General features: G+C 65.4%; 18 protein-coding genes. 13 read left to right on the top strand and 5 right to left on the bottom strand.

What is annotated here, in order from left to right:
* Positions 1-78 precede the first annotated feature (78 nt).
* On the bottom strand, positions 79-654 hold the full coding sequence (locus tag BI327_RS30805; protein ID WP_076865030.1) for a TetR/AcrR family transcriptional regulator: 576 nt from the start codon (positions 652-654) through the stop codon (positions 79-81).
* Between the two features lie 125 nt (positions 655-779).
* Between BI327_RS30805 and BI327_RS30800 the strand changes: the two genes are divergently transcribed.
* Positions 780-1,757, top strand: coding sequence for a zinc-dependent alcohol dehydrogenase family protein (locus tag BI327_RS30800; RefSeq protein WP_076865029.1), 978 nt, complete (start codon positions 780-782; stop codon positions 1,755-1,757).
* Positions 1,758-1,786: 29 nt separating this feature from the next.
* Here BI327_RS30800 and BI327_RS30795 read toward each other — a convergent pair whose 3' ends face one another.
* Positions 1,787-2,596 carry a phosphotransferase gene (locus BI327_RS30795; RefSeq protein WP_076865028.1) on the bottom strand — a complete coding sequence of 270 codons (810 nt, stop codon included), beginning with the start codon at positions 2,594-2,596 and terminating at the stop codon, positions 1,787-1,789.
* Between the two features lie 118 nt (positions 2,597-2,714).
* Here BI327_RS30795 and BI327_RS30790 point away from each other — a divergent pair, with 118 nt between their 5' ends.
* From BI327_RS30790 to BI327_RS30780, 3 genes are all read left to right on the top strand, one after another.
* Positions 2,715-3,530: a 2-keto-4-pentenoate hydratase gene (locus BI327_RS30790; protein WP_076865027.1), complete on the top strand. Its 816-nt coding sequence runs from the start codon at positions 2,715-2,717 to the stop codon at positions 3,528-3,530.
* 233 nt (positions 3,531-3,763) lie between these two features.
* Complete coding sequence (locus BI327_RS30785) at positions 3,764-4,576, top strand: amino acid kinase family protein (RefSeq protein ID WP_076865026.1); 813 nt, start codon at positions 3,764-3,766, stop codon at positions 4,574-4,576.
* A 13-nt stretch (positions 4,577-4,589) separates the two neighbouring features.
* Complete coding sequence (locus tag BI327_RS30780; protein WP_076865025.1) at positions 4,590-5,414, top strand: amino acid kinase family protein; 825 nt, start codon at positions 4,590-4,592, stop codon at positions 5,412-5,414.
* 44 nt (positions 5,415-5,458) lie between these two features.
* On the opposite strand, the gene BI327_RS30775 is transcribed toward BI327_RS30780, so the two are convergent.
* On the bottom strand, positions 5,459-5,857 hold the full coding sequence (locus tag BI327_RS30775) for a hypothetical protein (protein ID WP_245334988.1): 399 nt from the start codon (positions 5,855-5,857) through the stop codon (positions 5,459-5,461).
* A gap of 206 nt (positions 5,858-6,063) precedes the next feature.
* Here BI327_RS30775 and BI327_RS30765 point away from each other — a divergent pair, with 206 nt between their 5' ends.
* Positions 6,064-6,429: a cupin domain-containing protein gene (locus BI327_RS30765; RefSeq protein WP_076865023.1), complete on the top strand. Its 366-nt coding sequence runs from the start codon at positions 6,064-6,066 to the stop codon at positions 6,427-6,429.
* Between the two features lie 122 nt (positions 6,430-6,551).
* On the opposite strand, the gene BI327_RS30760 is transcribed toward BI327_RS30765, so the two are convergent.
* Entirely contained in the window at positions 6,552-7,688 is a 1,137-nt protein-coding gene (locus tag BI327_RS30760; protein ID WP_083742269.1) for a helix-turn-helix transcriptional regulator, read from the bottom strand.
* A 252-nt stretch (positions 7,689-7,940) separates the two neighbouring features.
* Here BI327_RS30760 and BI327_RS30755 point away from each other — a divergent pair, with 252 nt between their 5' ends.
* Complete coding sequence (locus tag BI327_RS30755; protein WP_076865021.1) at positions 7,941-9,077, top strand: helix-turn-helix transcriptional regulator; 1,137 nt, start codon at positions 7,941-7,943, stop codon at positions 9,075-9,077.
* Between the two features lie 289 nt (positions 9,078-9,366).
* Here BI327_RS30755 and BI327_RS30750 read toward each other — a convergent pair whose 3' ends face one another.
* A complete protein-coding gene (locus BI327_RS30750) occupies positions 9,367-9,975 on the bottom strand; it encodes a TetR/AcrR family transcriptional regulator (protein WP_076865020.1) in 609 nt (202 codons plus the stop codon).
* A gap of 112 nt (positions 9,976-10,087) precedes the next feature.
* Between BI327_RS30750 and BI327_RS30745 the strand changes: the two genes are divergently transcribed.
* The 7 genes from BI327_RS30745 (at position 10,088) to BI327_RS30715 (ending at position 16,771) form a co-directional block, all read left to right on the top strand.
* Positions 10,088-10,783: a PspA/IM30 family protein gene (locus tag BI327_RS30745; RefSeq protein ID WP_076865019.1), complete on the top strand. Its 696-nt coding sequence runs from the start codon at positions 10,088-10,090 to the stop codon at positions 10,781-10,783.
* A gap of 56 nt (positions 10,784-10,839) precedes the next feature.
* Entirely contained in the window at positions 10,840-11,115 is a 276-nt protein-coding gene (locus BI327_RS30740) for a YiaA/YiaB family inner membrane protein (protein WP_076865018.1), read from the top strand.
* Between the two features lie 410 nt (positions 11,116-11,525).
* Positions 11,526-12,593 (top strand): hypothetical protein, encoded by a 1,068-nt coding sequence (locus BI327_RS30735; protein ID WP_210191238.1) that lies wholly within the window; start codon positions 11,526-11,528, stop codon positions 12,591-12,593.
* On the top strand, positions 12,590-13,465 hold the full coding sequence (locus BI327_RS30730) for a HesA/MoeB/ThiF family protein (protein ID WP_076865017.1): 876 nt from the start codon (positions 12,590-12,592) through the stop codon (positions 13,463-13,465). Before BI327_RS30735 ends, BI327_RS30730 begins: the two co-directional genes overlap by 4 nt.
* Positions 13,462-14,661, top strand: a complete 1,200-nt coding sequence (locus BI327_RS30725) for a hypothetical protein (RefSeq protein ID WP_076865016.1) — start codon at positions 13,462-13,464, stop codon at positions 14,659-14,661. Before BI327_RS30730 ends, BI327_RS30725 begins: the two co-directional genes overlap by 4 nt.
* Positions 14,658-15,779 (top strand): GNAT family N-acetyltransferase, encoded by a 1,122-nt coding sequence (locus tag BI327_RS30720; RefSeq protein WP_076865015.1) that lies wholly within the window; start codon positions 14,658-14,660, stop codon positions 15,777-15,779. The genes BI327_RS30725 and BI327_RS30720 overlap by 4 nt, the downstream gene beginning before the upstream one ends.
* Positions 15,776-16,771, top strand: coding sequence for a hypothetical protein (locus BI327_RS30715; protein WP_076865014.1), 996 nt, complete (start codon positions 15,776-15,778; stop codon positions 16,769-16,771). The genes BI327_RS30720 and BI327_RS30715 overlap by 4 nt, the downstream gene beginning before the upstream one ends.
* Positions 16,772-16,796 lie beyond the last annotated feature (25 nt).

Genomic DNA, 16,796 nt, shown 5'->3' with positions numbered 1-16,796 from the left:
GTATGATATACGTCATATAATCACGTTCGTGAGAGGTGCGCGGAATGCATTTGGAAAGCCCGGACCGCAAAAAAAAAATCAGGCCAGCAGGCTCATGACCTGGTCGATTACGGCCTTCACCTGCTTCGAATCCGGCGTTTGGTGCGCGAGCGCCATCAGTCCGGCATGCACCACCATCACCGTGTGCGCGGTGATGTCGGGGTCGAAGCCCTTCTTGAACTGGGCGCGGTCGGCACGCAGCCGCGTGCACAGCAGCTCTTCGAGCCGCCGGTTGTAGCGCTCGATGCTCTTGCGGAGCGCGGCCTGATCGAGCGAGCCGTCGGTCGCCGAATTGATCGACAGGCAGCCGCGCTGTCCCTTCTCACCCGAGCAATAGGGGATGAAGCCGGTGAGCCACTGCCTGATCGCCTCGCGCGCCGGCCCCGGCTGCGCCAGGGTGCGCTCGGCCCAGCCGAGGATGCCGTCGTGATAGCGGTCCAGCACGCGCAGGAACAGCGCGTGCTTGTCGCCGAAGGCCGCATAGAGGCTGGGCTTGGCGATGCCGCTCGCCGCCGTGATCTCGTCGAGCGAGGCCGCCTGAAAGCCCTTCTGCCAGAATACCTGACGGGCGATTTCCAGGACGTCATCCGGATCGAAGCTGCGCGGCCTTGCCATACCGATGTTTTATGTACTCTCGCGTCCGATGTGAAGCTCTCACCTTGCCGTGAAGGCGCTTCGGCCCATTGACGTACGTTAAGTTCTGTACTTAAAAGTACATAATGGAATCGGGAGAGCGTGTCATGAAGGCAGTTCAGGTTGTTGCGTTCGGACGTCCGGCAGACGTGGTGAAGCTGAACGAGGTGGCTGACGTGGGCAGCCCCGGCCCCAACGAGGTGGTGGTCGCGGTCGAGGCCGCGCCGATCAACAATTCGGACTTCATGATCATGGCCGGACGCTACGGCTATCTGCCGGCGCCGCCCGCCACACTCGGGATCGAGGGCGTCGGGCGGGTGGTGGCCGCGGGATCGCAGGTCAAGAATCTGAGGGAGGGCGACCGCACGCTGATTCCATTCACGGTCCCGACCTGGACCGAACGGGTCAGGTTCACGCCGTCATGGCAACGGCCGCTGCCCAACGATGCCGATGTGCGGCAGCTGTCCATGATCGGCGTCAATCCAGCGACTGCCTATCTGCTGCTGACCGATTTTGTGAAGCTCCCGCGCGGCGGCTGGGTGATCCAGAACGGCGCCAACTCGGCGACGGCGCGCGCGGTGATCGCCATCGCCAAATCGCTCGGGCTCAAGACGGTCAACATCGTCCGCCGCGAGGAGGTCGTGGACGAGGTTAAATCGGCCGGCGGCGACATCGTGCTGGTCGACGGGCCCGATCTCGCCAAGCGCGTCGCCAGGGAAACCGGCAAGGCGCCGATCCAGCTCGCGCTCGACGTGGTCGGCGGATCGTCGGCCTTGAACCTGATGAACTGCCTGGCACCGAAAGGCGTGTTGGTCATCTACAGCGCGATGAGCGGACAGCCGTTCTCGGGCTCGGCCTTGAGCGTGATCTTCAACGAGGTGTCGGTGCGCGGCTTCTGGCTCGGCCATTGGGGCAAGACGGCGTCGGATGAAGCATTGGCGACGATGTACGATCACCTCGTGCCGATGGTCGCGTCAGGTGCGATCAGCGCGCCTGTTGTCGGGACCTATGGCCTGGAGGATTTCTCGCAGGCGATCGCGCAGGCGGCGGCATTCAAGGGCAAGGTCATCTTCACGCCGAACTAGGACGCGACCGGACTCACGACCAAGACAATTCAACCTTCCGAGCGCAGGGCCGCCTCGACGCGCTGGATCAGCCGCTCATGCATGTCGGGCATGGCCCCGCCGAGCAGGAGGAAGACGCGGGCGATCGGCAAATAGGGCTGCATCGCCGCCGTCAGCGCCGCAGGGGTGATGCCGACGAGCCGCGCATACTCCGTCTGCAAAGCCGAATTGATCGTGGCCCGCTCCGGATCGTCGGCGTGTTCAGGGCCAAGCTCGGCAATCAGGACGTGGCACTGTGCCATCTCGTAGGCGGCGGGCGCACGCGCCGCGCCGAGCCAGTCGATCAGTCTCGGACCCTGCGCCGTCATGATCACGTTGCCGGGGTGAAGATCGGAATGGCACAGCACGTCATCGGGCGCGAGGTGCTCGATCAGCGCGAGGACGCCGGTGGTGATGCGCTCCGGAAGCACGCTGCCGGCGAACCGCAATCTGGCGTCCATCGCCTCGCGCAGCGAGAATGCGCCCGGTGGCGGTCGCGTCTTGTGAACGCCAAGGCAGAGCGTCGCAAGGATTGCGCCGGCTTGTTCACGCGTGATGGCGCCGGTGCGCGTAGCCTGCAACAGGGTCGGCCCATCGAACCGCGGCAGCACGATGCCGAAGCGCCCGTCCAGGATGACTTCGCCGAGCACCTCCGGCGCTGGGCCGCCGGCGGCGAAGATAGCGCGGGTCATTTGCGTCTCGTGCTGGACGACCCACTGCGGGATACCTGGCTTGGACAGCTTGATGACCTGACTGGGCGCCCAGGCGTGGACATCGGCGAAGACGCCCGCGCCGATCTTCTCTCCCAGCGATCCCCGCATGCCCGTTCTCCGCCCGCGATAGAGGAAACACCGGCGGCGAGCAAAAAGGAAGGCCCTCTTGTCGCGGGGCTGCCGCCGTCAATTGGACGCTGTCCGCGCGCCGGTGTAGACATCACGCATGAAAGTGCCCGCGAAGATCGAAGCGGTTGCCAGAGAGGTCATCGCCTCGCTGGACAATCATTCCCAAATCCCGACATTTTCCTCCAGGCCCGGCGGCATCACACTGGCCGAGGCCTACCAGGTCACGCCGCTGCTTCGCGCGGCTTTTGAAGCCCGCGGCGAGCGAATAACCGGCCGCAAGATCGGCTTCACCAATCGTCAGATGTGGCAGACCTACGGCGTCGCCTCGCCGGTGTGGGGATATGCCACCAGCCGTACCACGCGCCAGCTCGTGGACGTGCAGGTGATGAGCCTGGATGGCTTGTCCGAACCCCGCATCGAGCCGGAGATCATGTTCGGCATCGGCACGTCGCCATCGCCGTCCATGCGCGACGACGCATTGCTCGATTGCATCGAATGGGTCGCGCTCGGCTATGAGATCGTGCAATCGATCTTCCCCGGTTGGAAATTCGCGGCTGCCGACACGGTGGCCGCCAATGGCGTGCATGGGGCGTTGCTGATTGGAACCCGCCACGCGATCGCGCCGCGCAAGGACGCCTGGCAGCGTGAGCTGGCCAGCTTCGAGGCCGAACTTCAGCGCGACGGCAAGACCGTGCAGCGCGGCTGCGGCGCGCTCGTGCTCGACAGTCCGTTGCAGGCGCTGCGCCATCTGGTCGAATTGCTGGCAAAGGACCCGCACAACCCACCGCTGGGCGCGGGCGAGGTGATCTCCACCGGGACCCTGACGCTGCCGATGCCGGTCAAGCCCGGTGAGCGTTGGACTGCCAAAGCTGCCGGCATTCCGCTCGAAGACATCGCCATTCGATTTGCCTGACCGCGTCTCGCGCCGGTTTGCACTCCCGGAATACTCGCGTGATTGCCTGACGTTAGGTCATCGGCGTCCCGGCGCCGCGCGGCATCATTGCCATTGCATCTTGAGACCGGCCCGGACTATCGCTACCAGTGCAATTCGAATGCAGGCCGCTGCGCGCCGCCGGTGGAGACCGGTTCGGATGTCGCGGGGCTGACGGAAGCAATGCCAGGCGCATTGGAGAAAGGACGTTTCTCATGGCGAACACGACGGCGGAGCTTGAAGCGCTCCTGATGCAGCGGTCGCTGACCGATCCGCAGCTTTTGGCTGCGGCGGATGCGGCATCGGATTTCCGGATCCTGCCGGACGCCACGGTGATCAAGATCGGCGGCCAGAGCGTGATCGACCGCGGCCGCGCCGCCGTCTATCCGCTGGTCGACGAGATCGTCGCCGCCCGCAAGGCGCACAAGCTCTTGATCGGGACCGGCGCAGGCACCCGCGCGCGCCACCTCTACTCGATCGCGGCCGGGCTGCGGCTGCCGGCCGGCGTGCTCTCGCAACTCGGCGCCTCGGTCGCCGATCAGAACGCCGTGATGCTGGGCCAGCTCTTGGCCAAGCACGGCATCTCCGCGGTGAGCGGCGCCGGGCTGTCGGCCGTGCCGCTTTATCTCGCCGAGGTGAACGCGGTGATCTTCAGCGGCATGCCGCCTTACGGACTGTGGATGCGGCCGGCCGCCGAGGGCATGATCCCGCCCTATCGCACCGACGCCGGATGCTTCCTGGTCGCCGAGCAGTTCGGCTGCAAGGCGATGATCTATGTGAAGGACGAGAACGGCCTCTACACCGCGAACCCGAAGACCTCGAAGGGCGCCACCTTCATCCCGAAGATCTCGGTCGCCGAGATGAAGGCCAAGGGATTGCAGGATTCGATCCTCGAATTCCCGGTGCTCGATCTGCTCGCCACCGCGCGCCATGTCCGCCAGGTGCAGGTCGTCAACGGCCTCGTCCCCGGCAATCTCACCCGCGCGCTCGCGGGCGAGCATGTCGGCACCATCATCACTGCGAACTGAGCGAGACACGACCATGGATGACACCATCAAGCACGTCGCTTCGCCGCTCGCGCGCCAGACCCTGCTCGACAGCGATCTCACCCGTCCCGTCGCCGGCGGACGTCCGATCCCCCTTTTGCCCTGGGTGCAGGTGGTGAAGATCGGCGGCCGCTCGATCATGGATCGCGGCCATGAGGCGATCCTGCCGATCGTCGACGAGCTGCGTGCACTGCTGCCGGAGCATCGGCTGCTGATCCTGACCGGCGCCGGCATCCGCGCCCGTCATCTCTACAGCGTCGGCCTCGACCTCGGCCTGCCGGTCGGCTCGCTTCAGCCGCTCGCCGCGAGCGAGGCCGGGCAGAACGGCCATATCCTCGGCTGCCTGCTCGCGCCGGAGGGGGTGTCCTATATCGAGCATCCGACCATCGCGAGCCAGCTCGCGATCCATCTCTCCGCATCTCGCGCGGTGGTCGGCAGCGCGTTTCCACCCTATCACCATCACGAGTTTCCGAACTCGCGCATCCCGTTGCATCGGGCCGACACCGGCGCGTTCCTGCTCGCCGATGCACTCGGCGCCGCTGGGCTCACCATCGTCGAGGACGTCGATGGCGTCTACACCGACGATCCGAACGGTCCCAATGGCAAGACCGCGCAGCTGCTGCGCGAGGCCAGTCTCGCCGACCTCGCCAAGCTGAAGGGCACGCTGCCGTTCGATCCTGCGCTGCTCGAGGTGATGGCCAATGCGCGGCACATCGAGCGCGTGCAGGTCGTGAACGGCCTGGTTCCCGGCCGGCTCACCGCGGCGCTGCGCGGCCAGCATGTCGGGTCGATCATCCGCACCGGCGCGCGGCCGGCGTAATAGCCCGCATTGGTCGCGCGCCGCGCGTATGCGGCGCGCGGCGGTTACTTGGTCGTCACATGCACGGTGATGACCGAGGTGCCGGAAGCCTTCGGCCCCTGGCCGGTCGCCTTGATGGCAAACGTATCGCTGCCCTTGTACTTGGCCTTCGCCCGGTACTCGAAAGTCGATGCGTTGATCTTCTTCAGTTTGCCATAGGCCGGCTTTTGCGAGATCGCCGAATCCGTCACGGTGCCGCGGATCCCGATCGGGATCTGGCAGCTCTCGCCCGAGGCGACGTCGATATCGCCGGTCGAATTCTCGCCCCAATCCGCCAATGTCACCGACATCGAGCATTCCGGCGCGGCCTGCGCCGCCCGCGCCGGCGTGACACTTGATGCCGCAAGGATGAGCGCCAGGCCGGCGATCCCGGACGCCCGCGTCGTGACGATACTCGTTTTCATGCAAGGCCCACTGCTGAAGGTTCTCGGCGCGGGAATCCTGCAACGTGGGAGCAGGGGTGGCAAGGGCTTCGTCTCGCCGGTTCGCCTCACCCGTGTGACATGTGTTGAAATGCTTGGGCGCTTGTTGCGTCGTGCGTGCGCCGCCATAGTCATCGCAGCCCGATCCGATCGGGACGCGTTCGTTCGCATGATGAGGAAGGGTTCCCATGGCTGAAGGCAACCAGGCAAACGCCCAGCAGGCCGGCTTTGCCGGCGTCACGCGCAAGACCCTCGAGCGTCTCGCGCTGCCCGGGGATCACCGCGAGCTCGTCGTTGCCGAGGTGACCTATCCGCCCGGCGGGGTTGCTCCGCTGCACAAGCATCCGGTCGGCGGCGTCATCTTCATCGTCGAAGGCACCGCCGAGTCCGCCTATGGCGATGAGGCGCCGCGACGATATCGGGCAGGCGAGACCTTGCAGGATCGCGCTGATGTCCCGCACACGCTGTTTCGCAATTGCGACCCGGAGCGGCCGCTACGCTTCCTGACGATCTACGCGCTCGAACCCGGGCGCGCCTACACGATGGAGCCGTGAGGGGCGGCGCGCTGGCGTTCGCTAGATCATGATGCGTTTCCATGGAATCGCATCATGATCTCATCTCTTTGTTTGAGCATGATCTTTTCGGAAAACCGGTTTCCACTTTTCCGGATCATGCTTTAGAGCCGAGACACCAACGCGGCGAGTTCACTCTGGCGGTGGGTCCTCGTCTTGACGAAGATTGCCTTGATCTGATTGCGCACGGTTTCCCGCGAGACTTTCAGCTCGGCCGCAATCACTTCGGGGGATGAACCGACCGCGACCATCGAGGCAACTCTGGCTTCGGCCGAGGTCAAACGAAGCACCTGCGCGATGATGTCGGGAGACACTCTTGGAGTGGCCTCCAAGTCTGTCAACGTGAGGATGAATTTTGCGCCGAGAAAGGGGACGCTCGCCGCTCCATGGACCGGTAGCAGCTTCATCAGAACGGGTTTCTTGGTCTCGCGCTTGGCAGCGATCACATTTTCCGCACGGATTTTCGTTCGCGGATGGTGCTCCGTTTCGGCCGCGGCGTCCGACGTTATGTGTTCGAGCGCCCTACGTGCCTTTCCGTCGCGGATGAATAGGCGGGAGTTGGAGACCCGAAAATCGCGGTCGAAGACTGCATCGGCGCCTGAATTGATGCCCAGGACGAGACCGTTACGGTCCAGGGCCAGGGCGGGCTGTCGTACCAACTGCAAACCGTCCAACACGCCGGTCAGAACTGAGCGTCCGACGGCGGCCGATAAGTCCGCAACTTCGGTCAGGGTCTGCGCAAGCGGCGACAGGCGAAGCATGTCGCCCGGTTCGTATGGCCCTTGAACTTCTGTCCGCTGAAAAGCGATCAGCCAAGGTTGTCCCATGACCTGGAATCGAATCCAGCCTCCCCATTTCAGCTTTCCGAGCCGCAGAAAGTCGTTGAAATAACCATCGTTGCGGAACAGTTGGCGCATCTCGTCGTAGCTGAACATGTCCGAGTCGCAGAAGGCAGGCGCCATCGGACGGGAAGAGGCGAACAGACTCTGGACGCGCGGGACGCGGATGTCCCTAAGATGCCAGCCTTCCTTGAAGTAGACCTTGGTCAGGTCTTCCATTGAAGCGGTATAGGGGACGTCCGAAGTTCGAACTCCGGCTTGTCTGAGACTGGCTCCCTCCGCGCCGACGGCGCGGCACATTTCTTCCAGCAGGTCTCCCCACCTGCCCGGATCGACCGCCGCCTCACCCAATCTGGCATGAACCCGCGAAATTCTGGAGTGTTCGATCGGTTGATGAACCATGCAATTCTAGCGAATTCTGCGGTTGACTATGCGAGCTGAGCGCATTCTTGGGAGATGTCCAGCTCAGCGCATCCCCCATTTGTGGTATGTCGTTCGTGAGCAACTTCGCTGACGGTTGAGTTGCTTCTTTGGTGTGGGTGCGGTTGCTCACCGGGGGACAAAAATGAAGCTGCTCGAATTGGCTCGAGCCACGTCTGGTGGAGAGGCTTTGGTTTCGATCGGGGAACGCTGTCCCATCTGGGTGCGCTTCTCGTGAGTTCGGTCCCATCGGAAGGCCGCCTCCTGAAGGCCGTCGAAGCCATCTACGATGCTGCCCCGGATCCATTGCAGTGGCCGCAGGCGCTGGGGGCGATCGCAGATTTCTTCGGAGATGTCGGTGGAGTGTTGCTTTGGCAACGCGACGACGGGCACTACGGCACCATCGTTTCCGAGAGGCTGGCTGCGGCGCAAAAAGACTACGAGATAAATTGGACGAGCCGAGATACTGCAGCGAACCGGGCGGTGGAGCGCGGCTATTTCTTCAACGGCGAGCCATTCACGAACCGGCATGTCCTGTCACGACGCGAGCTTGAGAGCGATCCCTTCTTCGTTCAATTCAGGGCAAGCCACGGTCTCGGCGCATTCGGATGCATCGCGGTATCGCCCGACCCACATGTCGGCGTCATCCTCAGCATGCAACGCCCTGCGGGTCGTGCCGAGTATTCCGATGCCGAACTCGGAACGTTGCGCCGCATCGGACGCCATATCGAGAAATCGCTGCGTCTTTCGATCCGGCTGCTGGATGCCGAACTGGCGAAGTTGGGACTGGGTGAAGCGCTGGCCCGGATCGGGATAGGCGTCTTCGCGCTGGACACGCTGGGACGGGTCGTGTTCTCCAATCCGGCCGGGCAGCAGATGCTCGGGGACGAACTTCAGCTCGTGAAGGAACAGTTGCGTATCGGTTCTGGCGTTGTGCGTGAATCGATCGACGAGGTCGTCGCGCGCACGCTTCGCGGAGATCCGCGTGAGCTGATCGGCGACCCGAAGCCTATCCTCGTTCATTCCACCGGACGGGACCGTCGACTGGTGGTTTACCTGCTGCCGGTTAAGCCACGTGTCAGCCTCGCCGAACAATTTCTCACTCATACCCGCGCCATCGTGCTCGCGATCGAGCAGAAGCTTGATGAGCCGGCCGATCCGGCCGTCGTCCGCGACGTGCTCAAGCTGACGCTGGGAGAAGCGCGGATGGCGGCCCTTGTCGGGGCGGGTCTGCCGCCCAAAGAGGCCGCGGAGCGGCTGGGAATCACGGAAGATACGGCCCGCACCGTGCTCAAACGCGTGTTCTCGAAAGTGGGTGTCGCCCGGCAGAGCGAGTTGGTTGCCGTATTGGCAAGGCTCGTGCTTCGCTAACGCCAGAGGCGGGCGTGCAGATTGCGAACGGTGTGGTCGAAGATTACTCCGTGTTGGGTCGGAAATCGCATGGCCGGCTCCCTTGCGTTCGTTTATGCCACGGCGAGCGTGGCCGACGGCCGAAGCGAACTGGGTCGCGATCCGCACTTCCCCAAGCGCCCGCTCGAAGGAAGGGCCGACGCACCGCAGGGGCCGCCAATGGCAACGCAAGACGACATCAACGGGAATGCTGCTGTTCAGCTACGTTGCCGAACATCCATTGCTTTCCGGGGCATCTGCGGGTCGTGGCCTACTCTTTCTTCGCCGTCAGCCCGTCGACCATCGCGCGCGTCAATGTCGCGATCTCGCTGCGCAGCTGGCCGATCGGCACCGCGATCAGCTTGTGCTCCAGCCCGAGCGCGACCATGCCGTGCACGGCGGAGAACAGGCTGCGCGCGGTGACGCCGAGCTGCGCCGGCGAGCGCTGCGGAAACAACGCGGCGAGCGGCTTGTAGATGTGGCGGAACAATTCCATCTGCTCGGTGATCGCCCATTCCGGCACCGGCTTGCCGGGCTGCATGCGGTGCTCGAACAGCGCGCGCCACAGTTCGAGATTGTCGGCGGCGAAGTCGCAATAGGCGACGGCGATCCGCACCAGCATCTCGCGCGGCGCCGCCGATCCGCCGATCTCGGCCAGCGACAGCGAGGCGTCCAGCCGGGCCAGCGTGCGTGAGCCGACGCGCAGGATCAGCTCGTCGACATCCTCCACCAGATTGTAGACGCCGCCATTGGCGACACCGATTTCCTGGGCCAGTTCGCGGGTTTTCAGGCCGGTGAGACCCTTTGCCGCAATCGCCCGTTCCGCCGCCTCGATCAGCGCCTCGCGCAGTTTTGCACGTCGTTCCAATGCTTTGGACATATTTCACCCATCGTTAACCACATGCTTGAGCGTTGCTCAAATAATTCTTGAGCGCTGCTCAGTATGTGGTACAAGAGATTCATGAGCGATGCTCATAACAGGGAGTGACCAAATGTTCAAAACTGTTTTGACGATTTTCCGCGGCAGCGTGGCGGCAGCCGAGGAAGAACTGCAAGATCGGACGGCACTGGTCGTTCTCGACCAGCAGATGCGCGATGCGGCCGCCGCCGTCGACCGCTCGAAACGGAGCCTGGCGCTCGCCATCGCCGGCGACCAGCAGGAAGGCCGGCGGCTCGAGGCCACCAACGCCAGGATCGCCGATCTCGAGGTGCGCGCGTCGGCGGCGCTCGAGGGCGGCCGGGAAGATCTCGCCCGCGAAGCCGCGCAGGCGATCGCCAATCTCGAAGCCGAACGCGATGCCGCGATGACCGCGCGCACGCTGTTCGCCACCGAGATCACCCGGCTGAAGCGCCACGTCGCCAACGCCGAGGCGCGGATTGCCGAGCTCGATCGCGGCCGGCGCCTCGCCCGCGCCTCGGAAGCGGTGCGCTCGCTGCGCCGGAGCGGCATCGAGGCGGTGCGCCCCTACGAGTCGACGCTGCCGGAAGCGGAGGCGACGCTGAAGCGGCTGCGCGAGCGGCAGATCGAAGCCCAGGCGGCCGACGACGCGCTGTTCGAGATCGATACCGCCTCGGGACCGCTCGTCATCGCCGAGCGGCTCGCCGAGCAGGGTTTTGGCCCGCGCATGAAATCGACCGCCGACGACGTGCTGGCGCGGCTGAAAGCCAAGCGCGCGCCGGCCGCCTGAAACCACAAGCCTCAAACCAAATCCCTTCAAACCACATCATCATCAAGGAGACGATCATGAACCAGACCATCCAACCCCACAGCAGCGCATGGGTCACCTTCACCTACGTGTCCTTCGCAGCGTCCGCCTTCCTCGTCGCCGTCGGCGTGTTCTTCCTGCCGGTCTCTCTCTGGATGCAGGGCTATCTCGCGATGGGCATCGTGATGCTGATCCAGACCTGCATCACGCTGACCAAGACGGTGCGCGACAATTACGAGAGCAGCAAGTTCGTGAACCGTATCGAGGACGCCAAGGCCGAGCGCCTGCTGATGGAAGTCTCCAAGGCAGCGTGAGGCAGAGCCAGGACGAAGCGGCGGGTGCTTTTCACCCGCTGCTTTCGCCTTCGGCGACAGGGAATCCCGGCGTCAGTGCGAGGAGCGATAGCGACGAAGCAAATGACGCTGGATATCCCGTCATCCTGAGGTGCGAGCGGAGCGAGCCTCGAAGGATGCACGGCCACCAGCGGGGCCGTCGACCCTTCGAGACGCGCTACGCGCTCCTCAGGGTGACGGTGAAGGAGCAAGCGCGCTGCCGTTACGAGCTTCGCTCAGCTCGCAATGACGGGTGGATAGGCTACGGGCGCATACACCCAATCTGTTCCGTTTCCGGAAGGCCTTGTTTACCCTGCGGCAAACAGCGTCAGGTTGCGCTCATGGCTCCTTAACAGGGGCGAGTGCAGAGATCGCGCCCGAGGGACAGAGAAATGGCGTCCACGGACAATCCAACGCCCGCTTCGCGCGGCAGCAGCAGCCTTGCCAGAGGACTTGCCAAGGCGCGCGCGGCCTTTGACGGCCTGTGCAGCCATGGCGGCTTCTGGCTGAAGGCGCTGTCGCAGCCGACCATCGATCTCACATTGCGCACCCAGGCCGGTCAGCGCACCCGCATCGTCGAATCCCCAGGCCTGTCGCTGCCGAAGGTCGAGCTCGACGCGCTGGTCGAGCAGCTGCGCATCGTCGCCGCCAAGACGCTGCCCGAGGAGAGTTTGACCTACGGCATTTTCTCCGGCGAGCCGGAGCGGCTGTCGCGCGCCGTCGTCACTTTGATATCGGAGGAAGACACCGGCCGGCCGATCGCCTTCAACGCGCTGTCGGTGATGGACGTGCCGCTCGACGGCGAGCCCACCGAAGTGACCCATCTCGGCCTCGTGATGGTCGATCCCGATGTGCGCGGGCAGGGGCTGTCCTGGGTGCTCTACGGCCTGACCGCGCTGGTGCTGTTCGCCCGCGACGGGTTGCGGCCGAAATGGATCTCCAACGTCACCCAGGTGCCGGCGGTGGTCGGCATGGTCAGCGACACCTTCTCCGACGTGTTTCCGTCGCCGCTGCCGGGCGCGCGGCAGAGCTTTGCGCATCTGCAACTCGCGCGCGGCATCATGGCGCGGCATCGTGCGGTGTTCGGCGTCGGCGAGGAGGCCGGCTTCGACGAGGCGCGTTCGGTCATCACCAATGCCTATACCGGCGGCTCGGACGCGCTGAAGAAGACCTTTGAGATCGCGCCGAAACATCGCGACGCCATCTACAACGAGTTCTGCGCGCGCGAGCTGGATTACGGCCGCGGCGACGATGTGTTGCAGCTCGGCCGCGTCGATCTGGCCGGCGCGCGCCGCTATGTCATGAGCGAGGTGCCCTCGGGCTCGCTGCCGGCGCTGCTGGCGGCGTCCGCGATGCTGGCGCTGCAGCGGCTGGTGCTGCCGGTGGTCTACTGGATGGACGACAGCCGCGCCTTCGGCACGCTGCGGCCGCGCAAGCAGGATAACGGGGCCGTGCGATGAATTTCGACTATTACTCCTTCACCGGCCGCAACATCGGCTTCATCGACGAGCATGAGCAGCAATTGCTGCGCCAGGCGCGGGTGTTCGTCTGCGGCGTCGGCGGCATGGGCGGCGCGGCCTTCATGGCGCTGGCGCGCGCCGGCGTCGGCAAGTTCGTGATCGCCGACATCGATCGGTTCGAGGTTTCCAACCTCAACCGCCAGGTGTTCGCCTTTGCCGACGAGGTCGGCCGCGAGAAGGCGGAAGTCGCCGCCGAAGCCGCCAGGCGCATCAATCCGACCATCGAGATCGAGGTGCTCGGCGAGAACTGGACCAGCGAGCTCGCCGGGATTGCCGCGCGTTGCCCGGTCATCGTCAACGGCATGGACGATATCGCCGCCGGCGTGCATCTGTACCGGACCGCCAAGTCCGCGGAATCGACCGTGATCGACGCCTATATGTCGCCGCTGCCGTCGGTGATCGTGGTGCGCCCGCACGATCCGCGGCCCGAGCAGCGCCTCGGCTTTCCGACAACAGGCAAGGACTGGAAGGCGATCACCGAGGACGACCGCCGCGCCGCGATGCGCGCCGAGATCGAGCACGTGATGCTGCATTCCTCGTCGCGCAACTATGTCGACCTCGCGATCGCCGGCGAAGTCGCGGCCGGCCGCCGCAGCCGGATGTCGTTCGCGCCGATGGTGATCTCGACCGGCATGCTGATGGCCTATGAGGCGGTCGCGCTGATCCTCGGCCGCACCTCCGGCACCGATTGCCGCGGCTGGTTCCTCAACCCGCACCGGCCCGCGATCGAGAGGCCGCGCAATGCGCTGGTGGCCGCTATGATGCGCCCGCTGGTACGCCGCGCCATCGACGAGTTGACGAGCGGCAAATGACCTCGGGGGTGATCGCCGATTCCATCGTCAATCTCTGCGGCGCCATCGGCGTCGCGGTGGCGATGATGACGTTCTACCGGCGCGATCCAAGGAGCCCGCTGACCCGCCGCCTGCTGCTCGCGCTCGGCGTCATCGCGACCCTGTTCCTCGACCGCGGCCTTGCCTGGTGGACGGGAAGCTTCGTGCTCGACCGTCTCTCGGTGATCCCGGCCGCGCTGATCCCGCTCGGCGCCTTGATCGTCACCGAGGGCATTCTGCGGCGGCACGCGCCGCGCGCGGTGAAGATCGTAGCACTCGCGGGCGCCATCCTGCTCGGGCTCGGCGGCCTGTTCGGGCTGCAGCGCTTTGCGATGCCCTATGCGATCGCGCTGGCGCTGTTCCAGCTCGTGGGCTTTGCGACCTGCGCGCTGCTGCTGGCGACGCGCGACCGCACCGCGCTGATGGCCTCGGAGAACCGCAGCATCGGCCGCATGGCGGTCGGCGCGCTGGTGGTGATCCCGTTCATCCTCACCGATTTTCGCACGCTGTTTCCGGACATTCCGGTCCGGCTCGGCGCGCTGGGGGCGCTGCTCACGGTGACCGTGATGCTGATCGCCGGCGGCGGCGCCGAGACGCGCCGGCATGGGCTTGCGATGATGGCGCTGCGGCTGATCTCTTCGGGCCTGCTCGGGCTTGCCGCCGCCTTCATGGCGCCTGACGTCGATGCGGCACAGATGGTCCGCTTCGTCGCGGTTGCGATCGCCGGCGTCCTGACCATCGGGCTGATGACGGACGCGCTGCGCGCGCTGTTCGAATCGCAGGAGCCGGGCGTCCTCAACTCGGTCGCGTCTTCGCCGGCGCAAACCCGGGAGCAACTGATCGCCGAGCTCGCGCGGCACCCGATCTTCGAGAGCGCGCGGCGCTTCCGCGAAAGCGAGCTCGGCCTTTACGATCCGCCGCTGCTCCGCGACTTCCTTTCGGCGAGACGCGTGCTGCGCCGGTCCGAGGCGCCATGGGGGCTGGCGCCGGCCGATCCGGCCGCCGAGCGCATGGTCTCGCTGATGACCGCCAACAATGCCACGCACGTCATCGTGCTCGCGCACGATCCGCTCGACCTCATCGTGCTCGCCGTCCCCGTGACCGCGGCCGATCCCGCCACCGAAACCGCGCTGGCGCTGGTGCGGCGGCTCTTGGCATTGACCCCGGAGGCCAAATGACAACAGAGATCCGCGAGGGCGACCGCAGGGCGGCATTCGACGCCGCGCTCAATGCCTATGGGCCCGACAGCCTCTACGTGCCGCCGCTGTGGAGCGACTTCGACCGGATGTTCGATGCCGCGAAGAACCCGTTCGTCACCGAAGGCCACGGCCGCTATGCGCTGTTTTCGGCGCATCGCGACGGACGGCCGGTCGGCCGCATCGCCGCCTCGATCCACGATGCCTCGAACCGCAAGCACGGCACCCGCCACGGCGCGTTCGGCTTCTTCGACTGTATCGACGACGTCGAAGTGGCCGATGCGCTGCTGCGCGCCGCCGAGCAGTGGCTGTCGGCGCGCGGCATGAGCCGGGTCGCCGGCAATTTCAATCTCACGGCGATGCAGCAGATCGGCGTGATGACCGACGGCTTCGACCATGCGCCGTTCACCGACATGATGTGGTCGCCGCCGCATATCGCGCAGCACCTCGAACGCGCCGGTTACACCGCGACCTTCCCGATGACGACGTTCGAGATATCGCTCGACGGCGGCAAGCCGGAGCAACTGCTCGGCGACAAGCAGCGCGCGGTGCTGGCCGACAAGGACTTCGTCTGGCAGCCGATCAAGCGCTCCGCGTTCAAAGTGCGGCTGGAGGATGCGCGGCTGATCCTCAACGACGGCTTTGCCGACAATCCGATGTTCGTGCCGCCGACCGCCGCCGAATATCTGTTCCAGGCCGGCGACATGATGTGGATCATCGACAAGCGAATTTCGACCGTGGTCTATCACCGCGGCCGGCCCGCCGGCGCGATCATCGCGATCCCCGACCTCAACCCGCTGATCAAGGCGATCGGCGGCCGGATCGGGCTGACGGCGCCGTTCAGGTTCGTGCAGCACCGCATGATGAACACCCGCGCCGTGCTGATCTATCAGTCGGTCTGCCGCGACCTGCACAATCGCGGCCTCAACGGCGCGATGCTCTACCGCACCGCGCTGGCGTTGCAGGAGGCCGGCTACCGCACGCTCGGCGGCACCTGGATCGCTGACATCAACGGCCCGTCGCTGCGCCAGGTCGAGAAGGCCGGCGCCACGCCGCTGCACCGGCTGCATCTGTTCACCAAGCGGCTGGCCGCGGCATGAGCGCGCTGACGCCGGATTTGCTGCGTGAGCTGGTCGCGGAGGCGCGGCTGGCGCCGAGCGTCCACAACATCCAGCCGACGCGGTGGCGGCTGCTCGATGACGGCCGGCTGGCGCTGGTCGACGCGACGGCCGTCCGCGCGCCGGTCGCCGACCCCGCGGGGCATGACGTCCTGGTGTCGCACGGCGCGGCGCTGGAGGGCATGAGCCTCGCGCTCAACCGCCGCGGTCTCGCCATCACGGCCATGACCACGATCGAGCAGCCGCTGTCGCCGCAATTTGCCGCGCTGTGCAGCTTTGCGATCAGGCAGGGCGTCGCGCCCGATCCGCTGGCCGGGCATGTGACACGCCGCATGTCATGGCGCGGCAAGTTCGTGGCCTCGCTGGATGACGGCGCGTCACTGGCGCAACTTGCTGTCGCGCGTGACGATCTGATCTGCATCGATCATCGCCGGATGATTGCCGATATCGCCGGTTGGGCCGACCAGGCCGAATTCTCATTTGTCCACGGCGACGACTATCGGGCCGAGCTGCTCGAATGGATGCGGCTGTCACCGAGCCATCCGCGCTATCTGGTTGACGGGCTCAACCGCGATGCACTCGCCATGAACGCCATCGAGGCCACCGCTGCCGGTTTCGTGCTCGGCAGCCTGTTCAGGCCGCTGGACCGTCTCGGCCTCGCTGCGTCGCTGCTCGCCGACAGCGCCAAGACCGCGTCGGCGTCGGCGATCGTGCTGTTCTGTCGTCCGGTCGGTGAGGATCCACTCACGACGGGACGGCATTTCTACCGCAGCTGGCTGGAGATCGATCGCGCCGGCTTTGCGGCCTGCCCGATCTCGGCGTTATCGGATCATCCTGACTTCAACGAGCGGCTGCGAAAACTCGGCCGGATCGGCGCGGATCTGCGCCTCGTCAACGTGTTCCGCATCGGCCGGCCGTCGAAACCGCTGAAACCCCGGCATTTCCGGCTGCCGGTGGACCGGTTGATTGTCTGAACGTACCCCCTGTCAAAGCTTCACG

The sequence above is a fragment of the Bradyrhizobium mercantei genome, assembly GCF_001982635.1.
Taxonomy (GTDB): domain Bacteria; phylum Pseudomonadota; class Alphaproteobacteria; order Rhizobiales; family Xanthobacteraceae; genus Bradyrhizobium; species Bradyrhizobium mercantei.
The sequence above is the reverse complement of the archived record's forward strand: the minus strand, read 5'-3'. Positions and strand labels throughout refer to the sequence as shown.